At 66.2% G+C, this 24916-nt stretch carries 24 protein-coding genes; 17 read left to right on the top strand and 7 right to left on the bottom strand.

Going from position 1 to position 24916, the window contains the following annotated elements; genetic code table 11:
• Positions 1-30: 30 nt before the first annotated feature.
• On the bottom strand, positions 31-897 hold the full coding sequence (locus tag ACWIEX_RS03990; RefSeq protein ID WP_454031829.1) for a DMT family transporter: 867 nt from the start codon (positions 895-897) through the stop codon (positions 31-33).
• 98 nt (positions 898-995) lie between these two features.
• Here ACWIEX_RS03990 and ACWIEX_RS03995 point away from each other — a divergent pair, with 98 nt between their 5' ends.
• Both ACWIEX_RS03995 and hemC read left to right on the top strand, forming a co-directional pair.
• On the top strand, positions 996-2441 hold the full coding sequence (locus tag ACWIEX_RS03995) for an aminotransferase-like domain-containing protein (RefSeq protein WP_454031830.1): 1446 nt from the start codon (positions 996-998) through the stop codon (positions 2439-2441).
• A 113-nt stretch (positions 2442-2554) separates the two neighbouring features.
• The gene (gene hemC, locus ACWIEX_RS04000) at positions 2555-3493 is read left to right on the top strand and encodes a hydroxymethylbilane synthase (RefSeq protein WP_454031831.1); all 939 of its coding nucleotides are present in this window, start codon (positions 2555-2557) and stop codon (positions 3491-3493) included.
• A gap of 42 nt (positions 3494-3535) precedes the next feature.
• On the opposite strand, the gene ACWIEX_RS04005 is transcribed toward hemC, so the two are convergent.
• From ACWIEX_RS04005 to ACWIEX_RS04015, 3 genes are all read right to left on the bottom strand, one after another.
• Complete coding sequence (locus ACWIEX_RS04005; RefSeq protein WP_454031832.1) at positions 3536-3685, bottom strand: hypothetical protein; 150 nt, start codon at positions 3683-3685, stop codon at positions 3536-3538.
• A gap of 18 nt (positions 3686-3703) precedes the next feature.
• Positions 3704-3997, bottom strand: coding sequence for a hypothetical protein (locus ACWIEX_RS04010; protein ID WP_454031833.1), 294 nt, complete (start codon positions 3995-3997; stop codon positions 3704-3706).
• Positions 3998-4065: 68 nt separating this feature from the next.
• A complete protein-coding gene (locus ACWIEX_RS04015) occupies positions 4066-5088 on the bottom strand; it encodes a DNA topoisomerase IB (RefSeq protein WP_454031834.1) in 1023 nt (340 codons plus the stop codon).
• A 193-nt stretch (positions 5089-5281) separates the two neighbouring features.
• Here ACWIEX_RS04015 and ACWIEX_RS04020 point away from each other — a divergent pair, with 193 nt between their 5' ends.
• From ACWIEX_RS04020 to ACWIEX_RS04045, 6 genes are all read left to right on the top strand, one after another.
• A complete protein-coding gene (locus tag ACWIEX_RS04020; protein ID WP_454031835.1) occupies positions 5282-6763 on the top strand; it encodes a M81 family metallopeptidase in 1482 nt (493 codons plus the stop codon).
• Between the two features lie 44 nt (positions 6764-6807).
• Positions 6808-8424: an amidohydrolase gene (locus tag ACWIEX_RS04025; RefSeq protein ID WP_454031836.1), complete on the top strand. Its 1617-nt coding sequence runs from the start codon at positions 6808-6810 to the stop codon at positions 8422-8424.
• A gap of 209 nt (positions 8425-8633) precedes the next feature.
• Positions 8634-10223, top strand: coding sequence for an ABC transporter substrate-binding protein (locus tag ACWIEX_RS04030; protein WP_454031837.1), 1590 nt, complete (start codon positions 8634-8636; stop codon positions 10221-10223).
• A gap of 139 nt (positions 10224-10362) precedes the next feature.
• Positions 10363-11298 (top strand): ABC transporter permease, encoded by a 936-nt coding sequence (locus ACWIEX_RS04035; RefSeq protein WP_454031838.1) that lies wholly within the window; start codon positions 10363-10365, stop codon positions 11296-11298.
• A gap of 14 nt (positions 11299-11312) precedes the next feature.
• A complete protein-coding gene (locus ACWIEX_RS04040) occupies positions 11313-12134 on the top strand; it encodes an ABC transporter permease (RefSeq protein ID WP_454031839.1) in 822 nt (273 codons plus the stop codon).
• An 11-nt stretch (positions 12135-12145) separates the two neighbouring features.
• A complete protein-coding gene (locus ACWIEX_RS04045; protein ID WP_454031840.1) occupies positions 12146-13102 on the top strand; it encodes a succinylglutamate desuccinylase/aspartoacylase family protein in 957 nt (318 codons plus the stop codon).
• Positions 13103-13119: 17 nt separating this feature from the next.
• Here the strand turns inward: ACWIEX_RS04045 and ACWIEX_RS04050 are convergent, their stop codons facing one another.
• On the bottom strand, positions 13120-13443 hold the full coding sequence (locus ACWIEX_RS04050) for a hypothetical protein (RefSeq protein WP_454031841.1): 324 nt from the start codon (positions 13441-13443) through the stop codon (positions 13120-13122).
• Between the two features lie 184 nt (positions 13444-13627).
• Positions 13628-14770, bottom strand: a complete 1143-nt coding sequence (locus ACWIEX_RS04055; RefSeq protein ID WP_454031842.1) for a hypothetical protein — start codon at positions 14768-14770, stop codon at positions 13628-13630.
• Between the two features lie 293 nt (positions 14771-15063).
• Here ACWIEX_RS04055 and ACWIEX_RS04060 point away from each other — a divergent pair, with 293 nt between their 5' ends.
• The 5 genes from ACWIEX_RS04060 to ACWIEX_RS04080 all read left to right on the top strand — a co-directional run bounded on the left by ACWIEX_RS04060 (position 15064) and on the right by ACWIEX_RS04080 (position 19835).
• Entirely contained in the window at positions 15064-15348 is a 285-nt protein-coding gene (locus ACWIEX_RS04060; protein WP_454031843.1) for a hypothetical protein, read from the top strand.
• A 167-nt stretch (positions 15349-15515) separates the two neighbouring features.
• Positions 15516-16637: a diguanylate cyclase domain-containing protein gene (locus ACWIEX_RS04065; protein ID WP_454031844.1), complete on the top strand. Its 1122-nt coding sequence runs from the start codon at positions 15516-15518 to the stop codon at positions 16635-16637.
• A 98-nt stretch (positions 16638-16735) separates the two neighbouring features.
• The gene (locus tag ACWIEX_RS04070) at positions 16736-17914 is read left to right on the top strand and encodes an acyl-CoA dehydrogenase family protein (RefSeq protein ID WP_454031845.1); all 1179 of its coding nucleotides are present in this window, start codon (positions 16736-16738) and stop codon (positions 17912-17914) included.
• 150 nt (positions 17915-18064) lie between these two features.
• Positions 18065-18664 carry a TetR/AcrR family transcriptional regulator gene (locus tag ACWIEX_RS04075; protein WP_454031846.1) on the top strand — a complete coding sequence of 200 codons (600 nt, stop codon included), beginning with the start codon at positions 18065-18067 and terminating at the stop codon, positions 18662-18664.
• Between the two features lie 127 nt (positions 18665-18791).
• The gene (locus tag ACWIEX_RS04080) at positions 18792-19835 is read left to right on the top strand and encodes a histone deacetylase family protein (RefSeq protein ID WP_454031847.1); all 1044 of its coding nucleotides are present in this window, start codon (positions 18792-18794) and stop codon (positions 19833-19835) included.
• Positions 19836-20006: 171 nt separating this feature from the next.
• On the opposite strand, the gene ACWIEX_RS04085 is transcribed toward ACWIEX_RS04080, so the two are convergent.
• The gene (locus ACWIEX_RS04085; RefSeq protein ID WP_454031848.1) at positions 20007-21563 is read right to left on the bottom strand and encodes an acetolactate synthase large subunit; all 1557 of its coding nucleotides are present in this window, start codon (positions 21561-21563) and stop codon (positions 20007-20009) included.
• 243 nt (positions 21564-21806) lie between these two features.
• On the opposite strand from ACWIEX_RS04085, the gene ACWIEX_RS04090 reads away from it, so the two are divergent.
• From ACWIEX_RS04090 to ACWIEX_RS04105, 4 genes are read left to right on the top strand one after another with little or no spacing between them, the layout of a single operon-like run.
• Positions 21807-22766 (top strand): ABC transporter substrate-binding protein, encoded by a 960-nt coding sequence (locus ACWIEX_RS04090; RefSeq protein WP_454031849.1) that lies wholly within the window; start codon positions 21807-21809, stop codon positions 22764-22766.
• 10 nt (positions 22767-22776) lie between these two features.
• The gene (locus ACWIEX_RS04095; RefSeq protein WP_454031850.1) at positions 22777-23292 is read left to right on the top strand and encodes a mismatch-specific DNA-glycosylase; all 516 of its coding nucleotides are present in this window, start codon (positions 22777-22779) and stop codon (positions 23290-23292) included.
• Complete coding sequence (locus ACWIEX_RS04100; RefSeq protein ID WP_454031851.1) at positions 23289-24062, top strand: ABC transporter permease; 774 nt, start codon at positions 23289-23291, stop codon at positions 24060-24062. The genes ACWIEX_RS04095 and ACWIEX_RS04100 overlap by 4 nt, the downstream gene beginning before the upstream one ends.
• Positions 24059-24838 carry an ABC transporter ATP-binding protein gene (locus ACWIEX_RS04105; RefSeq protein ID WP_454031852.1) on the top strand — a complete coding sequence of 260 codons (780 nt, stop codon included), beginning with the start codon at positions 24059-24061 and terminating at the stop codon, positions 24836-24838. Before ACWIEX_RS04100 ends, ACWIEX_RS04105 begins: the two co-directional genes overlap by 4 nt.
• Positions 24839-24916 lie beyond the last annotated feature (78 nt).

A 24916-nucleotide genomic window follows, 5' to 3' on the forward strand; every position in this document is an offset into this window, starting at 1 on the left:
GGGAATTCCAAGAGTTCGGGGAGGTCGCGATCAGGCGAAGCGCTTCGCCCCGGCCACGCAGAGCACGACGACGGCAGTCGCGGCGATCATCGTCCAGGCGATCGGCTCGCCGAGCAGCCAGCCCGCCAGCATGAGTCCGAAGAACGGTTGCAGCAGCTGGAGCTGGCCGACGCTGGCGATGCCGCCCAGTGCAAGGCCCCGGTACCAGAAGACGAAGCCGACCAGCATGCTGAAGATCGAAACGTAAGCAAGGCCGATCCAGGCCGGCGTCCCGATGCCCTGCCAGGTCGAGGGCCAGAACAGCAGGGCGAGAACGGCCATCGCCGGCAGCGACAGCAGGAGCGCCCAGGAGATCACCTGCCAGCCGCCGAGCCGGCGCGAGAGCGTCGCGCCTTCGGCATAGCCAAGCCCGCAGAGCAGGACGGCAGCGACCATCAGCAGATCGCCCGTCAGCGAGCCGCTATCGCTGTTGGCGAGCGCGAAGCCTGCAACGGTCGCGCTGCCGATGCCCGAGAACAGCCAGAACACCGGCTTCGGCCGCTCGCCGCCGCGCAGCACGCCGAACAGCGCGGTCGCGAGCGGCAAGAGGCCGATGAAGACGATCGAGCGCGCCGAGGGGATATGCTGCAGGGCGAGCGCCGTCAGCAGCGGAAAGCCGAGGACGACGCCGAGCGCGACGATCGCGAGCGGGCGGATATCCGCCCGGCTCGGCCATTGCTGGCGTAAAAGCATCAGGCAGATCGCGCCCAGCAGCGCCGCGATCGCGGCGCGGGCACCGGTCAGGAACAGAGGCGAGAAGCCGGCCACCGCGACGCGCGTCGCCGGCAAGGAGCCGCTGAAGATCAGCACGCCGATGAGCCCGCTGCCCCAGCCCTTGCCGCCCCAATCCCTGAACATCTGATCCACTCTGCTGATGTGCCGGAAGCCGTGCTCTATGCGTCTGTCCTCCAGATCGCCAGCGACAGACCGATACATTCATGGCAAACTGTATGGCTATGGATGGCCATACAATCAGCAAAGGCGAAGACGGGGCCACCCGCACGGCTGTCGTGATGGCGGCGATCCGCAGCCGGCTGGCGGCGCGGACGCTAACGCCCGGCGATCGCTTGCCTTCGATCCGCGGCTTTGCTGCGACGATGAAGGTGTCACCCTCCACCGTCGTCGAGGCCTATGACCGCCTCGCGGCCGAGGGGCTGATCCGCGCAAGGCGGGGTTCCGGCTTCTATGTGACAGGCGGCGGCCTGCCGCCCCTGGCGCTGACGCAGGCGGCCTCGCCGCAAGAGCTCGTGGTCGATCCCTTCTGGGTCTCGCGCCAGTCGCTCGATGCCGAGCCGGGTGCGTTGAAACCTGGCTGCGGCTGGCTGCCGGCCGACTGGATGCCGGACGAGGCCTTGCGCCGGGGCTTCCGGGCTCTGGCGCGGGCCGACGGCGCGATCCTGACCGATTACGGCGGCACGCGCGGCGCTTCCGTGCTGCGCCGGCTCTTGCTGGGACGCTTTGCCGAGGCGGGGCTCACGGTTTCGCCGGAGCAGCTCATGCTGACCGGCTCGGGCACGCAGGCGCTCGACCTGATCTGTCGCTTCCTGTTGCGGCCGGGCGATGCCGTCCTTGTCGACGACCCCTGCTATTTCAACTTTCAGGCGCTGCTGCGGGCGCATCAGGTGCGGATCCTGAGCGTGCCCTATACTTCGACCGGGCCGGATATCGCGGCGTTCGAGGCGGTGGTCGCAGCGGAGCGCCCGCGCCTCTACCTGACCAATTCCGGTTTGCACAATCCCACCGGCGCCAGTCTGTCGCCGCAGGCCGCCTATCGCGTGCTGAGCGCTGCCGCAGCCAACGACATGATCATCGTCGAGGACGACATCTTCGCCGATTTCGAGCCCGAGCCCTCGGCGCGGCTGGCGGCGCTCGACGGGCTGGAGCGCGTCATCCGGATCGGCAGCTTTTCGAAGACACTCTCCGCCGCCGTCCGCTGCGGCTACATCGCGGCGCAGGCCGACTGGGTCGAGGGGCTGGTCGATCTGCAGGTCGCGACCAGCTTCGGCGGCCCCGGGCCGGTCTCGACGGAGTTGCTGGCGGGTGTCCTCGCCGGCGGCAGCTACCGCAAGCATATGGAGGAGCTGCACAGGCGCCTGGCTCAGGCCCGGCGCGAGGTCGCAGCCCGGCTCGAGACGCTCGGGATACGCCCCTGGCTGATGCCGCGCGGCGGTTTCTATCTCTGGTGCCGGTTGCCGGAGGACGTGGATTCCGCCGAGCTTGCCCGCCTTGCCGTGATGCAGGGCGTGGTGCTGGCGCCGGGCAATGTCTTCAGCGTCGCCCAGGTGGCCGGCAATTTCATGCGATTCAATGTAGCGCAATCCCGCGATCCGCGCGTGATCGAGGTGCTGGGGCAGGCGATGGCCGCCATGCGGCGGGCGGCGCCGAGCCCCGGCTACGATTGAAGCCCGGCACTGCTTTCGGCGCGGGCTTGCGCCGCACTCGTCAGCCCGTCGCCCCCCTGCTATAGACCGCCGCAATAACCGGCCCGGCCGGACAGGACCGAAAGCTTCAAGTCATGCATCTGAGGATCGGCACGCGCCGCAGCCCGCTGGCGATGGCCCAGACCAATCACGTCATGGGCCTGATCCGGGAGAAGTTCCCGCAGGCGGAATTTACCCTCTGCCAGATCGCCACCATCGCGGACCGCGACCGCGTCTCCGAGTTCCACCAGTTCGGCATGGTCGGCGTCTTCGCCGTCGAGCATGAGCAGCAGCTGGTGAAGCGCGAGGTCGATTTCGTCGTCCATTCGCTGAAGGACCTGCCCACCACCTTGCATGAAGGCCTCGTTCTCGCCTCGGTGCCGCCGCGCGAGGATCCGCGCGATGCGCTCTGCGGCGCGACCATGGCCACGCTGCGTCAGGGCGCCCGCGTCGGTACCGGTTCGCTGCGCCGCCGCGCCCAGATCCTGAACCTCCGGCCGGACGTCACCGTCGTGCCGATCCGCGGCAATGTCGGCCCGCGCCTCGCCAAGATCGGCGGCGAGGATGCGCTCGATGCGGTCATTCTCGCACAGGCCGGCCTGCGCCGGCTCGGCATGGACGAAGCCTCGTCGGAGGCGCTCGCCCCGTCCCTGTTCCCCTATGCGGTCGGCCAGGGCGCGCTCGGGCTCGAGGCCCGCGCCGAGGATACGGCGGTGATCGAGGTGCTGAAGGCGATCGAGTGTCCGCAGGCCCGTGCCGAGGCTGAGGCGGAGCGCGAGATGATGCATGCGCTCGGGGCCGGCTGCAGCCTGCCGGTCGGCGCCTGTGTGACATGGCAGGACGGCCGCCTGACGCTGCATGCGCAGGTGACCTCGATCGAAGGCACGGAGCGCGTCGTCGCCGATCAGAGCGCCGCACCGGAACAGGCGCGTGAGCTCGGCCTCGCTGTTGCCCGGATCCTGAAGGAGCGCGGCGGCGTCGCGATCCTCGAGAAGAGCTATCGCGGGCATTATCCGAGCTTCAAGTCGATCTAACCGCCGCTATCCTGAGCGCGGAACCTTGGTTCGAGGCGCTTGCTAGATTGGATCGCGCGGGTCGTCGACGCTGGGCTTGCCCAGCATCACCTCCCCGGGACCGCGCGAGCGCGCCCAGAAGGTTGCAAGGACAATCCCGATCGGCACGGCGATCAGGACAATCCAGATGAGAAAGCTCCAATCGCCGGTCATGGGTTTGTCCTCTCCGGCTCAGGCCTTGGGCGGAAGCGAGCCGCGGTCGAAGACCGGGATCGACTCCGCCTTGCCGCGCAATGGCCTGCCGACAGGCACGTCCTCGGCGGCCTGACGCACGGCCTCTTCCGATTCCGTCAGCCCGTCCGGGGTGTCGTTGGCATCGCTGCCGGCATCATGGACATTGGTGCGGTCGCTGACGCGGCGGCTCTGGGTCGGATCGGCGTCGACGGCGGTCTGGTTGGCGTTCGCGGGCCTGCGCTCATCCTCGAGCAGGGCTGGGTTCTCGCGCTTCCTGTCGGCCGGGGCCATGGCGGCTCTCCTCTGAAAAGGGGGTTTTCAGGACCAAGCTCTCAAGGGTGGCATTGTTCCCCCGAGGTTCAGGCCGCCAGCAGCCCCAGCGCGCGTTCAATGCGCGAGCAGCCGGGCTTGGCGCGCGCCTTCGCATAGCTCTTCTGCAAACGGCCGCTGGCATAGGCATCGATGACGATCGCGTGGACATAGCTCTTGCGGACGACGGCCGGCGTGTTGACCAGCTTCTCCGAGATTGCGCGCATGATGTCGGCGAGCTGGCGCTTGCGGCCGGCCTCGCTCGCCACCGCCTCGCCGGCCAGGAGAAGCTCCGCCGCGGCGGCATTGGCGGCGAGCATGCGCAGATCCTTGCTGCTGATGGGCAGGCCGCAGGCGCGCTTCAGATAGGTGTTGATCTCGCCGGCGTGGATCGGTGCGACCGATCCGTCATCGCCGCGATACTGCAGCAATCGCCGGCCGGGCAGGGTGGTGATCCGGGCGATCGCGCGGGCCAGCGGCGCATCATCGATGGCGCAGGAGATGTCCTTGCCGCTCTTGCCGCGGAAATGCAGCGCGACCCGCGTGCTTGTCAGCGCGACGTGCCGCTTGAGCAGCGTCGATGTGCCATGGCTGCCATTCTCCTTGGCGTAGGTCTCGTTGCCGACGCGCAGATGGCAGCGGTCGATGATGGCCGCCGCACAAGCGAGTGCCTTGTCGCGCGACAGCGTCCGCGCCTTGACGTCGGCCGCGATGCGGGCGCGCAGTTTCGGCAGCGCTTCGATCAGGCGGGCGAGCCGCTTGAGCTTGCGCCGCTCGCGCACCTTCTCCCAGTCCGGATGGTAGCGATGCTGGATGCGGCCGGCTTCGTCATGGCCGATCGCCTGCAGATGGGCGCGCGGATCGGCCGCGATGCGGACATCCTCATAAGCCGGGGGGATGGCGAGGGAGCGGATGCGGGCGAGGGTGGCCTCGTCGCTGATCTTGCCGCCCTCCGCGTCCCGGTAGCCGAAAGAGCGGCCGTGGCGAACGCGACGGATCGTGAGTTCGTCTGATGAAACGCGCCGCAGTCGCGTTGCTGCGGCAGGGCGTTTAGCCTGTGGGGAAACCGGCATGGGCGGGTGCTCGCGGGGGTCCGCTGCGAAAACGGCGCCATCGGCCAGTTGGTTCCGCTCAGTCGAGCATATTCACCACATTTCGACAAGCGCGCAGGTTTCTGGGGATGCATGCGCGAAAAACAGTGGCAAATCGCGAGTGGGCTCGCCAAGACTGTCAAAAAAATTGAACGATATGTTTGGGGAGATGACGGTGCCGCGCGTTTTGATCGCCGAGTTCATGCATGAGACGAACACCTTCAGTGTTCAGCTCACGGACGAAGCCACCTTCAGGGCGCATGGCGCCTACCGCGACAATGAAATCCCGGGCGCCTTCCGCGGCACGCGCACCTCGATGGGCGCGGCCTTCGAGGCCGCCGACAAGTTCGGCTGGAGCCTTGTTCATCCGCTGGTGACCGGCGCCAACCCCTCCGGCCGTGTCACCGACGCGGCCTTCGATCTTTTCGCCGGCCAGATCTGCGATGCTGCCCCAGGCGTCGACGGCGTGCTGCTGCATCTCCACGGCGCGATGTCGACCGAAAGCTCGGATGACGGCGAGGGCGAGTTGCTGGCGCGGCTGCGCAAGCGCATCGGCCCGGACATTCCCGTTGTCGCCGTGCTCGACCTGCATGCGACGGTGACAGAGCTCATGGCCGACAACGCCAATGCGCTGATCTCCTACCGGACCTATCCGCATATCGATCAATACGAGCGGACCTGGCAGGCGGCGGCGCTGCTGCAGCGCGCGCTGAAGGGCGAGATCAAGCCCAGGGTCGCGCTTGCCCGGCGCCCGATCCTCTACGCGCTCGATGGCGGGCGCACGACCTCGCCGCCGTTCCTGGAATTGCTCCGCCGTGGCGACGCGCTGGAAGCTTCCGGCGACGCGCTCGTCGTCAGCGTCCAGGCCGGCTTCTCCTCGGCTGATGTTCACGATATCGGCCCCTCGATTGCGGTCACGGCCGATGATCGGGGCAAGGCTCAAGCCATCGCCGAGGAGTTGATGGATTACGCCTGGGAGCAGCGCCGCTTCTCCTCGATCCATTTCACGCCCTTGGCTGAAGCCATGGCCCGCGCCAAGGCCGGCGAGGCCGATACGGGCAAGCCGGGCTACAAGCCGGTGGTGATCTCGGATTATTCCGACAATCCCGGTTCCGGCGCCTATGGCGACGCCACCAATCTGCTGCGCGCCGTGCTCGATGCCGGGCTGAAGAATGTCGGCTTCCACGCGATCAACGATCCCGAAGCCGTGCTCGCCGCGCAGGCGATCGGCGTCGGCAAGCGGGGCCGGATCAAGCTCGGCGGCAAGGTCGATCCGACCATGGGCGGCGCGCCGCTCGATCTCGACGCTCACGTGGTCGCGATCACGGACGGCTATTTCCTCTGCCATGGCCCGATGGCCGGCGGCGTCTGGCGCAATTACGGGCTCTCGGCCCTGCTGCGCGTCGACGATGTCGAGATCATCGTCATCACCCATAACGGCCAGGCGACCGACCTCGCGCAATTCACCTCGCTCGGTGTCGACCCGACCCGCAAATCGACGGTGATCGTCAAGTCGATGCAGCATTTCCGCGCCGCCTTCGAGCCGATTGCGCGCGAGGTGCTGGAGGTCGATACCGGCGCGCTCTCGACCCGCAACTTCAAGGAGCGGCCCTACAAAAAGGTGCGCCGCCCGATCTTTCCGCTCGACGATATCTGACCGCCGCGCAGGCGCCGGCGACGACTGGATTTGAGGAGAACACCATGGCGATTCAGGCCGATATCGTATTGCGCAACGGGCCGATCTGGTGCGGTCGCGAGGAGGGCGTGGTCGAGGCGCTGGCGATCTTCCGTGACAAGGTGCTGGCGGCCGGCAGCGATGCCGAGATCAAGCCGCTGATCGGGCCGAAGACCCGCGTCATCGATCTCAAGGGCCGGCTCGCGACGCCGGGCCTCAACGATTCCCACCTGCATCTGGTCTCGCTCGGCATGACCATGGGCTGGGTCGATTCCAAGCCCGAGGCCGCGCCGACGCTGGAGGCCCTGCTCGGCGCGATTTCGGCCCGCGCCGCCACAGCCAAGCCCGGCGAATGGATTCTGTCGCGCGGCTACGACCAGACCAAGCTCGATACCGGCCGCCATCCCTATCGCGAGGAGCTCGACCGCGCCGCGCCGAACAACCCGGTGATGCTGGTGCGCGCCTGCGGCCATATCGCGATCTGCAATTCCGAGGCGCTGCGCCTCGGTGGCATCGATGAGAAATCGCCCACGCCGCAGGGCGGCCTGATCGAGCAGCAGAACGGCCGGCTCACCGGCCTGCTCGCCGAGAACGCCCGCGCGCCGGTTCAGGCTGCGATCCCGGCGGCGACCGAGGAGGACATCATCGCCGGCATCGAGCGCGGCGGGCAGTATCTGCTCTCGCTCGGCATCACCAGCTGCATGGACGCAGCGGTTGGCCAGAAGGGCGGCTTCCGCGAGATCGCCGCCTACCATCGCGCCAAGCGTGACGGCCGCCTGCCGGTCCGCACCTGGCTGACGCTGCTCGGCGACGACGGCCGCTCGATCGTGCCGGAGTGCTACGCCGCCGGCCTGATCTCCGGCACCGGCGACGAGATGCTGATGATCGGCGGCGTCAAGCTCTTCCTCGACGGTTCGGCCGGTGGCCGCACCGCCTGGATGACCGAGCCCTATCTCGGCGAGGACAAGACCACCGGCGTCTGGATGTGGGAGGATGCCGAGCTCGAGCGCATGGTGCTCGATGCCCACAAGAAGGGCTATCAGCTCGTCTGCCACGCCATCGGCGACGCCGCGATCGAGCAGCTCATCACCGCTTATGAGAAGGCGCTCGCAGCCTTCCCCGACCCGGACCGTCGCCACCGTATCGAGCATTGCGGCTTCTCGACCCCCGAGCAGCACGAGCGCATGGTCAAGGCCGGCATCTATCCCTGTCCGCAGCAGGTCTTCATCCATGATTTCGGCGATGCCTACGTCAAGGTGCTCGGCCCCGAGCGCGCGCTGCCGAGCTATCCCTTCCGCACCTGGTTCGACCTCGGCCTGAAGCCGGCGACGGGCAGCGACGCACCGGTCTGCGACCCCAACCCCTTCCCGAATTTCCACACCATGCTGACCCGCCAGACGTGGAAGGGCACGGTGATGGATGCTGCCCAGCGCGTCTCGATCGAGGAAGCGCTGCAGGCCTATACCGAGTTCGGCGCCTTCTCGCAGAAGCAGGAGAAGGTGAAGGGCCGCCTCGCGCCGGGCTTCCTGGCCGATGTCGCGGTGTTCTCGCGCGATCTGCTGACCGCCGATCCGGCCGCTATCCTGGGCGACACGCGCTGCGATCTCACCATTCTCGGCGGCGAGGTCGTCTACGAGCGTTGAGCGCATTTTCGAGCGAAAAGGACCGGTTCGCGAGAAGAAAATGCGAAAGAGAATCCCGAGAAGCTCCGCGACGCCGTGAATCGCGGAGCGTTTCGGGAATTTGACCGCGCGGGGGAAGACAAGCGCGGCAAAGCCGTTATGGTTCCACTTGAAACAAACAACTCCGGATCAGCCGGAGCAGATGGGAAACGGGAGGAGAAATCGTGTTGTTGAAGAAATTTGCGTTCGCCACCGCGCTGACGCTGGCAGCCTTTACGATCTCGGCGCAGGCCCAGGAGCCGCGCCGCGGCGGAACGATCCGCTTCACGGCGCCCTACGGCGCCTCCTTCGTCAGCAATGACAGCCATGTCTCGAACCAGATCCAGGACGAGATCTACGGTTACGCCCTGCACAGCATGCTGTTCCGCTGGGATTCGAAGGCCGGCAAGCCCGAGCCCGAGCTCGTCAAGAGCATGACCACCTCGGCGGACGGGCTGACGCACACGCTGAAGCTGCGCGACGACGCCTTCTTCCACAATGGCCGCAAGATGACGGCCGACGATGTGATCTGGTCGTTCACGCGTCTTGTCGATGGTTCCAAGAACTATCCGGGTGCGAGCCGCGTCGTGCGCATCAAGGGCGCCGAGGCCGTTCGCAAGGGCGAGGCCAAGGAGATTTCCGGCCTCAAGAAGATCGATGATTTCACCATCGAGATGACGCTGACCGATCCGGCCGATCCCGGCTTCCTGTTCTATGCTGCCACCACGGCGATCATGCCAGCCAAGGAGGCCCAGCAGCCGGACTTCTTCAACAAGCCGATCGGCCTCGGTCCGTTCAAGTTCGTAGAGCATGTGCCCGGCTCGCGCATGGTCTTCGAGCGCTGGGAGAAATACTACAAGCCCGGCAAGCCCTATGCCGACAAGCTGGTGATCTCGCCGATGGGCGAGGCGGCTGCGCGCGACGTCGCCTTCCGCAACAAGGAAATCGACGTCTCGATCCTCGGCTCGACACAGTACGTTGCGTACAAGGCCGATCCGAACCTCTCCAAGGGCATCCTGGAGGTCGCGGAGGTCTTCACCCGCAACATGGGCATGAACCCCGCGTTCAAGCCCTTCTCCGACAAGCGCGTCCGCCAGGCGATCAACTACGCGATCGACAGCGACCTGATCATCAAGCGCCTCGTTCGCGACAAGGCCTATCGCGCGGTGAGCTGGCTGCCGAGCTCGGTCCCGGCCTTCGACAAGAACGCCAAGCCCTATGCCTTTGACCCGGAGAAGGCCAAGAAGCTCCTGGCTGAAGCCGGTTATCCCGATGGCTTCGAGTTCGAATGGACGGCGACGCCGAACGAGAGCTGGGGCATTCCGATCGTCGAGGCGACCATTCCCATGCTCGCCAAGGTCGGCATCAAGGTGAAGGTCAAGCCGGTCGAAACCTCGGCGCTCGGCGGCGTGATCGCGAAGGGCGACTTCCAGGCCTATATCTGGTCGAACACCTCCGGCCCCGATCCGTTGACCGCGCTGAAGTGCTTCCACTCGGCGACGCCGCGCTCGTCCTGCAACTACACCACCTTCAAGAGCGCCGCTTTTGACAAGTTGTTCGAGGAGGCCGCGGCCGAGAGGGATGCCGGCAAGAAGATCGAGCTCATGAAGAAGGCCAATGCGCTGCTGCAGGAAGAGGCTCCCGTCTGGTTCTTCAACTACAACAAGGCGGTAATGGCCTATCAGCCCTGGCTGCACGGTCTGCAGGCGAACGCCACGGAGCTCGCGCTCCAGCGTTACGAGGATCTCTGGGTCGACGCGTCTTCGCCCGCAGCGAAGTAAGCGCGCCTCCGCGGAGGTTTCCGCCAGCTCGAAGACATCCGTCATCCCGGATCGGTGCGGCCGTGCCGTCCGTCCGGGGTGACGGAGACTTTCGGGCCTTGACCTGAGTCCGCCCTGCGGCGGCGATCAGGAGTTGACCATGCTGCCCTATGTCTTCCGCCGCCTGCTGCAGGCCATCCCGATCCTGCTTGCAGTCGCTGGGCTCGTCTTCGTGATGTTCAGCGTCATTCCCGGCGACTTCGCCTCGACCCAGATGTCAGATGGCCGCTCGGTGGTCGATGCCGAGCAGGTCGCGCGCATGAACAAGCAGTTCGGCCTCGACGAGCCCGTCTATGTGCGCTTCGCGAAATATGCCGGGAAGCTTGCGACGCTCGATCTCGGCACCTCGTTTCGCACCCGCCAGCCGGTGATCGATTCTCTGCTCGAGCGGATCTGGCCCAGTCTTCAACTGGCCATCGCGGCAATGGCCTTCGCCATCGCGCTGGGCATTCCGCTCGGCTTCCTGGCCGCGCTGAAGCCGGGCGGCTGGCTCGACATGCAATCGATGTTCGTCGCCGTCTCCGGCCTGTCCCTGCCGCAGTTCTGGCTCGGGCTGATGCTGATGTATGCCTTCGCGCTGGTGCTGGGCTGGTTCCCGAGCTTCGGCTATGGCGACGGCAATCCGCGCTACATCGTGCTGCCTGCGGTCGCGCTCGGCGTGGCGCCGCTCGCATTGCTCGCCCGTACCACGCGCGCTGCCGTGCTCGAGGTCATGAACGCGGACTTCGTTCGCACCGCCCGCGCCAAGGGCAACAGCGAGGTCCGGGTGATGCGCTGGCATGTGGCGCGCAACGCCATGGTCATCGTGCTGACGACGCTGGGCCTGCAATTCGGCTCGATCATGGGCGGCGCCGTCGTGATCGAGAAGCTTTTCGCCTGGCCGGGCATCGGCTCGCTCTTGGTCGACAGCGTGTCGCTGCGCGACATTCCCGTCGTTCAGGCCTGCATCCTGCTGCTCGTGCTCTTCTTCCTCGTCGTGAACATCATCGTGGACGTGCTCTGCGCTCTGATCGATCCGCGCATCAAATACACCTAGGGGCGGCGCAGCAGATGAAATTCCGGGCTAATCTGTGGATCGGCGGCGCGCTTTTCGCTGCCGTCGTGATCGGCGGGACGCTGGCGCCCTTCCTCGCGCATACCGATCCCGTCATGGACGCCAATCTGATGAATGCCGAGGTTCCGCCCGGCGCCGAGTTCTGGTTCGGCACCGATGCGCAGGGCCGCGACATCTACAGCCGGGTGCTCTACGGCGCACGCATCTCGCTGACGGTCGGCATCGTCTCGCAGTTGATCAACACGGTGATCGGCGTGGCACTGGGCATGTCGGCGGGCTATTTCGGCGGCTGGTGGGACGATTTCGTCAACGGCCTGACCAATCTCATGCTGTCGATTCCCTCGCTGGTCTTCGCGCTCGCCATCATGGCGATCCTCCAGCCGGGCCTGACCAGCCTGCTGATCGCGCTCGGCCTGACCAACTGGTCCTATACCTGCCGGCTGTCGCGGGCCGCGACGCTGTCGATCAAGCAGCAGGGTTATGTCGAGGCCGCGCTCTCCTTCGGCTCGAGCAATCTGCGCATCATGCTGCTGCAGATCCTGCCGAACATCGCCGGCCCGATCATCGTCATCGGCACGCTCGGCATGGGCGGCGCGGTGCTGGCGGAGGCGGCGCTCTCCTTCCTGGGTCTCGGCATCCGCCCGCCTTTCCCGAGCTGGGGCTCGATGCTCTCGGACGCGCGCGACCAGATCACCACGGCGCCCTGGATCTCGATCTTCCCGGGTCTCGCGATCTTCATGACCGTGCTCGGCCTCAACCTTCTCGGTGACGGCCTGCGCGATATCCTCGACCCGCACTCCCAGCTTCGCAAAGCCTGACAGTAGAGCCTATGACCACGCCAGACCTGATCGATCCGCCGCTCGAGACCATCCGCTTCCACGGGCTGAAGGCGGGACCGAAGCTCCTCGTCTTCGGGGCCGTGCACGGCAACGAGACCTGCGGGCCGAACGCCATTGCCCGCGTGATCGAGGATTGTCGCGCCGGCCGGGTCGCGATCCAGCGCGGCGAGGTCACCTTCCTGCCCGTCGCCAATCCGAAGGCTTATCGGCAGAACACCCGCGAGGGCGACCGCAACCTCAACCGCGACCTGCGCGAGCGGCCGCAGCCCGATGACAACGAGGACCGGATCGGCAACCGTCTCTCCGCCATCCTGCGCCAGCACGACATGCTGCTCGACGTCCATTCCTTCACCGGGGAGGGCGTCCCGTTCGTCTTCTTCGGGCCGGATGACAATCGCGGCGCGCTCGAACCCTTCCGCCATGGTGCGGCCGAGGCTGCCTTCGCCGCCTGCCTCGGCGTCGACCTGATGATTCATGGCTGGCTCGACATCTATGTCCGGCTGATCGCGGCGCGCGAGCGCCTGAACCTGCCACGGCTCGCCGTCACCGAGGGCTTCGGCACGACGGAGTTCATGCGCTTCGCCGGTGGTTACGGCGTGACGCTCGAATGCGGGCGTCATGACGCCCCGGTCTCGGTCGATGTCGGCTACAAGGCGATCCGCAACGTGCTTGTGCATCTCGGGCTGACCGACGAGCCGCCGCTGGCGTCAGCCGCGCGCACCGTGGTGCATATGGACGACCTCGTGATCTGCGAAGCCGAGGGCGACCGCGTCGAGGGCGCGTGGAAAACCGGTGACCGCGTCGCCAAGGGCACGCCGATCGCCCGCCGCGCCGACGGCACCGTCGTGACGATGCCGCGCGACGGCTTCATCATCTTCCCGAATCCGAAGGCCAAGCCCGGCGAGGGCATCTGCTACCTCGGGACGGAGAGCCGGCGCCGGCCCTGAACGCGGCCGGCGCGGCTTTACTGCACGATGCCGCGCTTGCTGCCGAAGCCGGGGATGCTGCAGCCGCAGCTTGAGCCGTAGGGCAGGGGTGGCGTCGGGCAATCGCCCCGGCCGGTTACGCACATATTCCCATAGCGCGGCTGCCTGTAATACGGGCGCTCATAGCCGTAGTCGCGGCGGTAATAGCGCCGCCGCGGACGATCGTCGTCATCGTCGTCGTCATCATCGTTATAGGACGGTCCGCCGCGATAGGGGCCGCCGTAATACTGGGCCTGGGCCGGGATTGCGCTGAGCAGGACGGCACAGGCGAGGGCCGAAACCGTGAGCTGGCGAAGCAGCATGGTTCTTCCTTTCCGTTTCCTCGCAGGCGAGTGGGCCGGGCGAGACGTTTCGCTGTCTCCTAGCGGGTTCATGATGAACGCAGGCTGAGGCGGCCAGGAGGCAAGGGAAAGAAACGCGAAGCTGGTCGATGGATCCCGCTACGCGCCCGGTGTGACAGTGCTGGCTTTCTGAACGGCCGCGAACCTACCCGTCGCTCTTCTCCGCCTTGCCGCTGCGGCTGAGATCGATCTGCTTTTGCAGGCCGAGCATCACGCTGAACGAGGTCACGGGGGTGAGCCCGGTCTCCTTGGTCTTGCGCCAGGCGCCGGCAATCGTGCCGATCAGGCCCTTGCCCAGGCTGCGCTGGTAGTCGATGCCGATACCCTTCTGGTCCGAGCGGGCATCGAGCCCGACATAGTCGTCGGTCTTGCGTCGGGCCGACAGGCTGACGGCATTGTCGTCGTCGATCCGGGTCGTCAGTTTCGCCTCATGCGCCGTCACCAGGTCGATGACGGAGAAGGGCAGGGTGGTGTCTTCCACCGTGCGCAGCGAGCCGAGATCGAGCGTGAACCGCTCATAAGGCAGGCGCAGCTTCGCCGTATAGAGCAGGCTCTCGACTGCATCGAACTCCTTCTCCGGGAAATAGGCGCGGAACGGCGAGAGCGAGGCCTCGATGGCGGCGCCCTTGAGCACTGTCGAGAAGAACAGGTTGGGTTGCAGCCGGTTATGGTCGCGCCGGAACCCGAGATAGTCGATGCCCTCGATAGAGTGGACGCGCGCGGCGCTGAACGAGAGGCCGATTTCGGTCTCGCCCGATCGCCAGGCGGCGCCCGTCGTCAGCCCCAGCGTGCCGAAATTCTCGTCGCGCGGCAGGAAATCGCCGAGATTGAAGACGTTGCGCTCGTTCAGAGCCGTCATCCGCGCTTCCCCGCTGGCGAAGAGGCGAAACGAGCCGATGCTGCGATCGAACCGTTCGCGCCAGGACAGGCTGTTTTTCCGGCGTGACCAGGTTTGCTCGCTGCTAGCTGTCAGGGAGGAACGCAGCGCGCTGGCCTCGCCGAGGCTGAAGCCGTGCTTCAGCGTCAGAGAATGGGCGCGGGCGGAGGCGAGCGCGCGCGGATCGTAATGTGTCTCGACAAGCGACAGGTTCAGCCCGTAGCCGTCCTGCAATGTGCCGCGCAGGTAATCCCAGGTTGCATAGGTTGTGGCGACAGGAGTGCCATTGGCCCCCCGAGCGCCAGCGGGATTACTGTCGAAGCCGCCGCGAAGCCCGATAACGGCGATCGAGCCTTCCTGTTCCTCGGCCGATTTCTCAGCTGCGAGCGCAAGGGAAGAATGAACGATCAAGACAAAAAGGATGATCTTTCGCATCGATATCGCCGTAATCTAGAAATCATTTTAACATCATGGATTATGGCGGTTAATCGAGTGTAAATAATACCATATTTGCTTTGAGCTGTATTCGAGTAGATTTGTTTATGCCAAGAGTAGGTTGAATATTGATCTTTAAATATGATTTCTGATTGCAGGTTAACTTTACTCGGTATGGTTAATGTTGAGAGAAGGTTGCTTGCAGAGGTTGTTGCAACTTATACGTGTTTTATCGCTTCCAGCCCGGGGGCGAAACAGGGAGAAGCAAGATGAAATACGCGTTTGTTCTCGCTATGGTTGCAGCTTTCGCCGTGTCCCCCGCCATGGCCGGTGGCCGAGGCGGTTCGCTTCTCGGCGGCATCATCGCCCCGGTGACGACGGCCGTGTCGGGCGTCAAGATCAATGCGCTCAACAATGTCAGCGTGCTCAGCGGCAACGGCATCGCCAACGGCAACAGGGTCGGCGTCGTCGCCCCGGTGAAGGCGATCGTCTCCCGCAACGGCCTCGTCGGCGGCCTGCTCGGGGGCTTCGGCCACGGCTGCGGCTGCAACTGATCGCAGCGTCCGCCCTTCGACGCGGAGCCTGGAACGGGGCCGGCATGTGCCGGCCCCTTTTCGCTTCTGCCCGATATCGAGCAAGCGATGCGATCCCTAAAATACCCGGGATCGGGCTGACGGGTTCTTAGAGCATCATGCGTAGAGCCTGCGCCATGCATCTGCTGATGAGGCCCCGTAGACGCGCCGCGCAACTTCCCGCGGATATCGAGATCGAGATCATCTCGCGTCTCTTCGCGGCCCTGCCTCAGATCCTTTGCATCGCGGCCGGGCTGATCGTCGGCTCCGCCATCATGGCCGTGCAGACGGGTGAGACGGTGTTCTGGTGGCTGACGGCGGCAGGCGTCGTGACGACGCTGCTGCGCATCGCCAACATCGTCGGCTTCAAGCGGCGCGACCCCGCACGCAAGCTGACTCTCGCGGAGGCGCGGCGCTGGGAGGCGGGCTACGCCTATACCGCCTTCGCCTTCACGCTCGTCATCGCCGCGCTGACCCTGGCCGCCGCTGCCGTCGACCATGCCGGCGGCTTCGTGCTCAGCCTCGGGCTCACCATGGCGCTGACCGCGGGCTCCTACCTGCGCACGCTCCGCTACTGGATCTGCGCCGTGCTCTCGACCATCGCGATCGGCACGCTGGTCGTCGCCTTCCTGGCTTCCGGCGATCCGCTCTATCAGGCGCTGAGCGTGCTGCTCCTCGTCTATCTCTACTCGATCTATGAGAGTTCGGATTACATCATCGGCCAGTTCGAGGAATTGCTGATGGTGCGCCGCGAACTCGACTTCGCCGCCAGTCACGACTCCCTGACCGGGCTCATGAATCGCCGCGGGCTCGATCGCGTGCTGCGCGAGGCCGGCGAAAGCGGCGAGGCGCTCGGCCTCCTGCTGCTCGATCTCGACGGATTCAAGCTGATCAACGACCGCCACGGCCATCAGGCCGGCGACGATCTGCTCAAGCAGGTCGCGATGCGCCTGAAGGGCGTCGTCCGGCCGGGTGACAGTGTGGCGCGGCTGGGTGGCGACGAGTTCGCCCTCGTCGTGCGCAGCGTCGAGGATGCGGTCGCGCTGTCCGAGATCGCCGACCGGGCGGTATCCGTCGTGATGGCGCCGTTCATGCTGATGGGTCAGCTTGTCACCGTCGGCGCGAGCGTCGGGGTATCCGTCAAGTCGGAACAGGATACCACTCCCTGGACAGCCGAGGTCCTGACGCGCGCGGCCGATCAGGCCCTTTACGGCGCCAAGCGCGCCGGCAAGGGCCGCAGCATGGTCGCCCACTGGGACGACGTCGCCTGACATCGCCATAGCGGGAAGGTAACTTGATCTCGGCGCGGTGTTCACCTACCGTCCGGCAGGTAGCTCGCTGGTGGCGCTGCAGAAAACGGGAGAAGGCGATGTCGGCCGTCGGGAAGCCTGCTGTGGAGGGCGCTCGCCGCTCGCCCTATTTCACCGAGGAGCATGAGGCGCTGCGCGATCAGGTCCGCCGCTTCGTCGAGGCCGAAATCAAGCCGCATGCCCTGCAATGGGAGGAGGAGGGCTTCGTCCCGCGCGCGGTGCTGCGCAAGATGGGCGAGCTCGGCTTCTTCGGCATCCGCTATCCCGGCGAGTATGGCGGCTCCGAGATGGATACAATGGCGACCGTCGTACTGGCCGAGGAGCTGGGTCGCTCGACCTTCTCCGGCGTCGCGATCACGGCGCTCGTCCATACCGACATGGCCTCGGTCCATATCGCCAATGCCGGCAGCCAGGCGCAGAAGGACAAGTACCTGCCCGGCATCATCGCCGGCGAAAAGATCGTCGCGGTCGCCGTCACCGAGCCCGATGCCGGCTCGGACGTGAAGGGCATCCGCACCACGGCGCGGCGCGAGGGCGACACTTATGTCCTCAACGGCGCGAAGATGTTCATCACCAACGGCGTCCATGCCGATCTCTACTGCGTCGCCGCGAAGACGGACCCGCAGGGGCGCCCCTCGCAATCGGTCTCGATCTTCGTCGTCGAGAAGGGCACGCCGGGCTTCTCGGTCTCGCGCGCCCTCGACAAGCATGGCTGGCGCTCGTCCGACACCGCCGAGCTCTCCTTCGTCGACTGCCGCGTGCCGGCCGAGAACCTGCTCGGGCAGGAAGGCCGCGGCTTCTACGCGATCATGAGCAATTTCCAGAATGAGCGCACGGTGATCGGCGCCATGGCGATGGGCGAGGCGCAGGCCGCGATCGACCTGACGCTGGATTATGTGAAGACGCGCAAGGCCTTCGGCGCGCCACTCTGGGAGAAGCAGGCAATCCGCCAGCGCCTCGCCGAGCTCGCGGGCAAGGTCGAGGCCGGCCGCCAGCTCGTCTACCACGCCGCCTGGCTCGACGCGCAGGGCTTCGACGCCACCCGCGAGGTCTCGATGGCCAAGGCCTATTGCGGCGAGCTGGTCAACGAAGTCATGTACGACTGCCTGCAGTTCCATGGCGGCATGGGTTACATGCGCGAAAGCGCGATCGAGCGCATGACCCGCGATGCACGCGTCCAGTCGATCGGCGGCGGCGCGACCGAGGTGATGCTCGAGGAAGTGGCGAAGCGGCTGTGAGCCAGAGGCGCTGTCATCCCGCACGCGTTGCAACACGCAGTGTTGCTGCGCAGATGCGGGACCGTCCTCAGGAAAAGGCGCCCTCTCGTCACGCGGTCCCGTGTCTGTGCTGCAGCACTGCGCGCCGCAGCGCGCACGGGAAGACACTTTATGAGTGACGCTCCGATCACCACTCGGTCAACCGCCGAAGGCGGCTCGCGCCGGCTGATCCTCGACCATGCCGCGCGGCTGCTGCGCGGCGGCGGTTATCACCAGACCACCCTGCGCGAGATCGCCGAGGCTGTCGGCATCCGCAAGGCCAGCCTCTATTACCATTTCGGCTCGAAGGAGGAGATCGTCGAGGCGGTCGTCAATGACGGTGTCCGCTTCGTTCATGAGGCTGTCGTCGCGGCGCTCACCGCGGAGGAGGGGGCTTCGCCGCGCGTCCGGCTGGAGGCCGCGGTCCGCGCGCATCTCGCTGCCTTGCACGGCCATGGTGACTACACTTCGGCCAGCATCAAGGTCTTCACCTTCGGCGCCGCGCCCGTGCCGGAGAGCGTGCGCGCCGTGCGTCGCGCCTATGAGGAGGTCTGGCGCCGCCTGATCGCCGAATGGCAGCAGGCGGGCGGCATGCCCGCCGGCAATTCGCCCGATGTGCTCAGGCTCTTCCTGCTCGGCGCGCTCAACGGCTCGACCGACTGGTACCGGCCGGAGCGTTACGCGATCGACGCGTTAGCGCGCGAATTCGTGGCGCTGCTTTCGCCGCATTGAGCATCAGTCCCGCCTCTCACGCAGGGGCGGGCGGCATCGTCATGGCTGACCGGCGCGCTGGCGGTTGCTAGCATCGCCTTCGCGGGGCTGACGGTCGCCTCGCGATCTGACGAGGATGCTTCGCCTGATGCGCGCCTTCTATCACCCCGACCAAGCCCTTCACGATCCCCAGCAATATATGCGCTTCGGCAAGGTCGTGGCCCCCAAGGACCTTCCGGAACGGACGGAGCGCCTGCTCGGCGCGCTGAAGAAGCACGGCATCACGCCTGAGAAGCCGGCGGCACATGGCACGGACCCGGTCCTCGCGATCCATGATGCCGGCTTCGTCAGGTTCCTGGAGACCGCCTGGGCGCGCTGGCAGGATCTGCCGGCCGAGCGCGGTCCGGAAGTCTGGCCGAGCACCTTCCCCTATTGGAGCGGCCGCCCGGACGAGGATGTCCGCCCGCCCTGCCGCCCGACCGGCTTCATCGGCCAGCTCGGCTGGTATCTCGGCGATCTCTCGGTACCGATCGGCGAGCATTGCTGGCATTCGACGCTGCGCTCGTCCGAGACCGCGGTGTCCGCGGCCGATGCGATCCTCGCAGGCGAGCGTGCCGTCTACTCGCTCTGCCGCCCGTCCGGCCACCATGCCCGCGCCGATCGCGCCACCGGCTTCTGCTATCTCAACAACACCGCGATCGCGGCCCAGCGCCTGCGTTCCAAATTCGGCAAGGTCGCGATTCTCGACGTCGACGCCCATCACGGCGACGGCACGCAGCAGATCTTCTACCGCCGCAACGACGTGCTGACGATCTCGGTCCATGCCGATCCCACGAACTACTACCCGTTCTTCACCGGCTATGCCGACGAGCACGGCAACGGCCCGGGCGAAGGCTTCAACCTGAACCTGCCCTTGGCGCATGGTGCGGGCGGCGCCGCGATGGAAACTGCGGTTATGGAGGCCGGCAAGGCGATCCGCGATTTCGGCGCCGAGGTCGTGGTGATCGCGCTCGGCTACGACGCCCACAAGGACGACCCGATCGGCGTGTTGAAGCTGGAGGCCAGCGATTTCGGCACGATCGGCCGGCAGGTGAAGGGTTTTGGCCTGCCGACGCTGGTTGTGCAGGAGGGCGGCTACGCGATCGAGGCGATCGGCGATTGCCTCGACGCGTTCCTGGACGGGTTCAAGTAGCGACTGTCTTCGTAGCCACACGGGTCATCCCGTGCGCGCTGCGGCACGAAGTGCTGCGGCGCAGACACGGGACCGTCCCCCGGAAAAGGCGCCTTCTCGTCATGCGGTCCCGTGTCTGCGCAGCGGCATTGCATGCCGCAGCGCGCACGGGATGGCACCCTTTGATGCGTCTCAGATCGCCGCTTCGATCAGGAACGGCCCCTTGCGGCTCAGCGCCGCCTTGAACAGGCTCGCGAACTCTTCCGCCGTCGTGGCTCGTGCCGCTTCGACGCCCATGCCCTTGGCCATCATCACCCAGTCCAGCGCCGGCTCGTCGATGTTCAGCATCAGCGTGGCGTTGCGGCCGAAATCGTTGACGCCGACGGCGCGCATCTCGCCATGCAGGATCTGGTAGGTCCGGTTGGCGAAGACGACGGTGACGATGTCGAGGTTCTCGCGCGCCTGCGTCCACAGGCCCTGCACCGTGTACATGCCCGAGCCGTCGGCCTGCATGCCGATGACCTTGCGGTCCGGGCAGGCGACGGCCGCGCCGACAGCGAGCGGGATGCCTTCGCCGATCGCGCCGCCGGTGAGCTGGATATAGTCGTGCTGCGGCGCGCTGTGGCAGTCGTAATAGAAGCTGCGGCCGGACGAGACCGACTCGTCGCAGACGATGCAGTTCTCCGGCAGCAGCGCCGAGACGATGGCGCAGGCCTTGTCGGCATCGAGCTTGCCGGTCGGCAGGCCGGGCTGCTCCTTGCGCGGCGGGGCGATGTAGAGCGGGGCCGTCTTCGTCGCGCCCATCTCCTCGGCGAGCCCGGTGATCGCCGCCGGCAGGTCGTCGCCGGGGATCGCCAGCTTGGCGACTTCGCAGCCGTCATGGATCAGGCGGCCGGGCTTGCCCGGATAGGCGAAGAAGCCGACCGGGACCTGCGCGCCGACGAGCACGAGATAATCGACGTCCTTGAGCTGCTCGAGCGCCTTGTCGATCGGGTAAAACACCTTGGGCATGGCGACGCGGCCGGCGCCGCGCTGGATGCGCCCGTTCGACATCTGGCTGAAGATCTGGGCTCCGGTCGTCGCGCAGATGCGGGCGGCCATCTCCATCGGCTTCTCGCGGAGCGCCAGACCCGTCAGCATGATTGCGCCGCGCTTGCCATGCTTGCGCAGCCCGGCCGCGACTTCGCGGATCGTCGCGCCATCGATGCTCTTCAGCGCCGGCAGCTCGGTCGGCTTCAGCGTGGCCGGCTCGACGCTGCCCCAGGCGCAATCGGCCGGCAGGATCACGGTGGTGACGCCGGGCAGGGTGAGCGAGGCGACATAGGCTTCGCCGATCGCCGGGCCGACATCCTCCGGCGTCGCGATGCGGCGGACGAAATGCGACATCGGCTCGGCCAGACTCTCGATATCGCTGGTCAGCGGCGCGTCATGCTGGAGATGGTAGGTCGCATGGTCGCCAACGACGTTGATCATCGGCGTGCGGGCGCGCCGCGCGTTGTGCATGTTGGCGAGCGCATTCGCCATGCCCGGTCCGCAATGCAGCAGCGTCGCCGCCGGCTTGTCGGCCATGCGGGCATAGCCGTCGGCCGCACCGGTCACCACGCCCTCGAACAGGCCGAGCACGCAGCGCATCTCCGGCTTGCGGTCGAGCGCCGCGACGAAATGCATCTCGGAGGTGCCGGGATTGGCGAAGCAGGTATCGACGCCGTTGATCAGAAGCGTGTCGCACAGGCGGTCGGCGCCGTTCATTGGGAAACCTCGACTCACAGAAAATAAGGGCGCTGCCGCGCCGGCGGGCGAAAGAGGAGGAAATTCCCTCTGCCCTGTCAAACGAGAGAATGTCATGACTTCCCCAAGCGGCGCTGATCGGCGGCTTGACCTGTTTGCATATGCAATTAGGCTGTTTTGGAACGAAGGTTGCATCGCGCCGCGAATGACGCTCCGGGCGTCAAAGCGGTGCATCGGCCAAAAAACCGGGGAAGGGTTTCAATCATGACAGTTTTCAAGCGCATCGGTGTGGGCGTCGGCTTCGGCCTCGCGGTGCTTCTCGCGGCGGGTGGTGCCCAGGCACAGACCAAGGTCAATATCGGCATTTCCGGCTGGACCGGCTTCGCGCCGCTGGTGCTCGCCAAGGAAGCCGGCATCTTCGCGAAGAACGGCCTCGACGTCACCATCAAGAAGATCCCGCAGAAGGACCGCCACCTCGCCATCGCCTCGGGCGACATCCAGTGCGCCGCGACCACGGTGGAGACCTGGATCGTCTGGGATGCGGCCGGCATCAAGACCAAGCAGATCTTCCAGCTCGACAAGAGCTACGGCGCTGACGGCATGGCCGTGCGCAAGGATGTCGCCGCGATCAAGGACCTGAAGGGCAAGACGGTCGCGGCCTCGGCGCCGGGCACCTCGCCCTATTTCGCGCTGGCCTGGATGCTCAAGGAGAACGGCCTCTCGGTGAAGGACGTCAAGGTCGTCAACATGGAGCCGGGCCCGGCCGCCCAAGCCTTCATCGCCGGCCAGAACGACGCCGCCATGACCTATGAGCCCTATCTCTCCACCGTCCGTGACAAGCCGGATGCCGGCAAGATCATCGCGACGACCCTCGACTATCCGATGGTGATGGACACCTTCGGCTGCACACCCGCCTTCCTCGTCAACGACAAGGCCGCAGCGGCGCTGACCCAGAGCTATTTCGAGGCGCTGGAGATGATCAGGAAGGACCAGGCCAAGGCCTATGAGATCATGGGCGCCGACGTGAAGCAGACCGGCGAGCAGTTCGGCAAATCGGCGGCGTTCCTGCGTTGGTCGGATGCCGAGGGCAACAAGAAGTTCTTTGCGGGCGACTGGCAGGCCTTCTCGGCCAAGGCCGCCGACCTGCTGCTCGAGATCGGCCTGCTCAAGGCCAAGCCCGATCTCGCCTCGCTGGTCGATACACGGTTCGTCGCCGGCAAGTAACCATCGGCGCATGACCGGCGATATCCTCCCGGATGTTCTGGAACCCGGCCTGCATGTCGTCTTCTGCGGCACGCAGGCCGGCGCCGTCTCGGCCAGGCGCGGCGCCTATTATGCCGGGCCGGGCAACAAGTTCTGGCCGGTGCTTCACCAGATCGGGCTTGTCCCGGTGAGGCTCCAGCCGGAGGAATTCGCGACCCTGCCGCACTACGGCATCGGTTTGACCGATGTCGCCAAGCGCAGCTCGGGTCCGGATTCCGCGCTGCGCGGCAGCCATTTCGACGTGACGGGCTTCACCGCGCGGATCGTTGCGAACCGGCCCCGCATCCTCGCCTTCAACGGCAAGCGTGCGGCCCAGGCCGCCCTCGGGATCAGGGAGGGCCGGCTCGTCTACGGGCCGCAGGCGCACAGACTGGCCGATGCCGACATTTACGTCCTCCCCTCGACTTCAGGCGCCGCAGCCGGCTTCTGGTCGCTCGAACCCTGGAAGCAACTGGCCATGGCCGTGACCGGAACCCTATCGCGATGAGACCCCTGCAACCCGTCTCGGCCTCGGCCCGCATCGGCTACGGCCTGGCCTTCTTCGCGCTTTTCGTCGCGCTCTGGTCGGTCGCGACCTTCGGCGGCTATGTCCAGCGCCTGTTCCTCGCCGATCCGCTGACCATGGTCGGCGAGGGCTATAACCTGATGGTGCGATACGGCTTCGGCTTCGACATCATGATGACGATCTGGCGCGTCCTCGGCGGCTTCGTCCTCGCCGTCATCGTCGCCCTGCCGCTCGGCATCCTGATGGGCGCCTACAAGCCGATCGAGGCTTTCCTCGAACCCTTCGTCTCCTTCGCCCGCTACCTGCCGGCCTCGGCCTTCATCCCGCTGCTGATCCTCTGGGCTGGCATCGGCGAGACCCAGAAGCTGCTCGTCATCTTCATCGGCTCGGTCTTCCAGCTCATCCTGATGATCGCGGTCTCGGTCGGCTCGATCCGGCGCGATCTTGTCGATGCCGCCTATACGCTGGGCGCGACCGACCGTTCGGTGGTGCGCCGCGTCATGCTGCCCAATGCCGCGCCCGAGATCGCCGAGATCTTTCGCCTCGTGCTCGGCTGGGCCTGGACCTATGTCATCGTCGCCGAGCTGATCGGTTCCTCTTCCGGCATCGGCCACATGATCACCGACAGCCAGGCCTTGCTGAACACCGGGCAGATCATCTTCGGCATCATCGTGATCGGCCTGATCGGCCTGATCTCGGATTTCCTGTTCAAGGCGATCAACCAGCGCCTGTTCCCATGGGCGCGCGCATGAGCAAGCTTGTCATCGAGAATGTCGGCAAGGTCTTTCCGGCACAGCGCGGGGCTGAGCCGACGCGAGCGCTGATGCCGACTTCGCTCAGCGTCGCCGACAACGACTTCATCACCATTCTCGGCCCCTCCGGCTGCGGCAAGTCGACCTTGCTGCGCATCATCGGCGGGCTGGAAACGGCGAGCGAGGGTCGCATCCTGCTCGACGGTGCCCCCGTCGCCGGCCCGGGTGCCGATCGCGGTTTCGTCTTCCAGAGCTACACGCTCTTCCCCTGGCTCACCGTGCAGCAGAACATCGCCTTCGGCCTGCGCGAGAAGGGCGTACCGGAAGCGGAGCGCATGAAGGTCGCCCGCGACTGGGCGGCGCGCGTCGGGCTGGGCCAGTTCGTTGACCATTTCCCGAAGCAGCTCTCCGGCGGCATGCAGCAGCGCACGGCAATCGCCCGCGCGCTGGCCAACGATCCGAAGATCCTGCTGCTGGACGAGCCCTTCGGCGCGCTCGACAACCAGACGCGCGCCCTGATGCAGGAGATGCTGCTCGGCATCTGGGAGCGCGAGCAGAAGACGGTGCTCTTCGTCACCCACGACATCGAGGAGGCGATCTTCGTCGGCTCGCGCGTTGTGGTGATGAGCGCGCGTCCCGGGCGGATCAAGGCCGATATCGCGGTCGATCTGCCCCATCCGCGGCCCTATACCATCAAGACGACGCCGGAATTCGTCGCCTTGAAGGAGCGGCTGGTCGAGGAGATCCGCGCCGAGGTCATCGCTGCGGATCATTAGCCCGCCGCCGCCATGCTTCCGTAGCGGAACCGAACGGCCTCGCCTGCGTTGTCATGCCGCAGGCGTGGGGCTGTGTTG

Source organism: Allobosea sp. NPDC055353, from assembly GCF_053644975.1.

What these genes read in the sequence shown, in the direction of transcription:
- ACWIEX_RS03990 (WP_454031829.1), bottom strand. Translation starts at nt 897, where the DNA reads ATGTTCAGGGATTGGGGCGGCAAGGGCTGGGGCAGCGGGCTCATCGGC.
- ACWIEX_RS03995 (WP_454031830.1), top strand. Translation starts at nt 996, where the DNA reads ATGGATGGCCATACAATCAGCAAAGGCGAAGACGGGGCCACCCGCACG.
- hemC (WP_454031831.1), top strand. Translation starts at nt 2,555, where the DNA reads ATGCATCTGAGGATCGGCACGCGCCGCAGCCCGCTGGCGATGGCCCAG.
- ACWIEX_RS04005 (WP_454031832.1), bottom strand. Translation starts at nt 3,685, where the DNA reads ATGACCGGCGATTGGAGCTTTCTCATCTGGATTGTCCTGATCGCCGTG.
- ACWIEX_RS04010 (WP_454031833.1), bottom strand. Translation starts at nt 3,997, where the DNA reads ATGGCCCCGGCCGACAGGAAGCGCGAGAACCCAGCCCTGCTCGAGGAT.
- ACWIEX_RS04015 (WP_454031834.1), bottom strand. Translation starts at nt 5,088, where the DNA reads ATGCCGGTTTCCCCACAGGCTAAACGCCCTGCCGCAGCAACGCGACTG.
- ACWIEX_RS04025 (WP_454031836.1), top strand. Translation starts at nt 6,808, where the DNA reads ATGGCGATTCAGGCCGATATCGTATTGCGCAACGGGCCGATCTGGTGC.
- ACWIEX_RS04035 (WP_454031838.1), top strand. Translation starts at nt 10,363, where the DNA reads ATGCTGCCCTATGTCTTCCGCCGCCTGCTGCAGGCCATCCCGATCCTG.
- ACWIEX_RS04040 (WP_454031839.1), top strand. Translation starts at nt 11,313, where the DNA reads ATGAAATTCCGGGCTAATCTGTGGATCGGCGGCGCGCTTTTCGCTGCC.
- ACWIEX_RS04045 (WP_454031840.1), top strand. Translation starts at nt 12,146, where the DNA reads ATGACCACGCCAGACCTGATCGATCCGCCGCTCGAGACCATCCGCTTC.
- ACWIEX_RS04050 (WP_454031841.1), bottom strand. Translation starts at nt 13,443, where the DNA reads ATGCTGCTTCGCCAGCTCACGGTTTCGGCCCTCGCCTGTGCCGTCCTG.
- ACWIEX_RS04060 (WP_454031843.1), top strand. Translation starts at nt 15,064, where the DNA reads ATGAAATACGCGTTTGTTCTCGCTATGGTTGCAGCTTTCGCCGTGTCC.
- ACWIEX_RS04065 (WP_454031844.1), top strand. Translation starts at nt 15,516, where the DNA reads ATGAGGCCCCGTAGACGCGCCGCGCAACTTCCCGCGGATATCGAGATC.
- ACWIEX_RS04070 (WP_454031845.1), top strand. Translation starts at nt 16,736, where the DNA reads ATGTCGGCCGTCGGGAAGCCTGCTGTGGAGGGCGCTCGCCGCTCGCCC.
- ACWIEX_RS04075 (WP_454031846.1), top strand. Translation starts at nt 18,065, where the DNA reads ATGAGTGACGCTCCGATCACCACTCGGTCAACCGCCGAAGGCGGCTCG.
- ACWIEX_RS04080 (WP_454031847.1), top strand. Translation starts at nt 18,792, where the DNA reads ATGCGCGCCTTCTATCACCCCGACCAAGCCCTTCACGATCCCCAGCAA.
- ACWIEX_RS04085 (WP_454031848.1), bottom strand. Translation starts at nt 21,563, where the DNA reads ATGAACGGCGCCGACCGCCTGTGCGACACGCTTCTGATCAACGGCGTC.
- ACWIEX_RS04090 (WP_454031849.1), top strand. Translation starts at nt 21,807, where the DNA reads ATGACAGTTTTCAAGCGCATCGGTGTGGGCGTCGGCTTCGGCCTCGCG.
- ACWIEX_RS04095 (WP_454031850.1), top strand. Translation starts at nt 22,777, where the DNA reads ATGACCGGCGATATCCTCCCGGATGTTCTGGAACCCGGCCTGCATGTC.
- ACWIEX_RS04100 (WP_454031851.1), top strand. Translation starts at nt 23,289, where the DNA reads ATGAGACCCCTGCAACCCGTCTCGGCCTCGGCCCGCATCGGCTACGGC.
- ACWIEX_RS04105 (WP_454031852.1), top strand. Translation starts at nt 24,059, where the DNA reads ATGAGCAAGCTTGTCATCGAGAATGTCGGCAAGGTCTTTCCGGCACAG.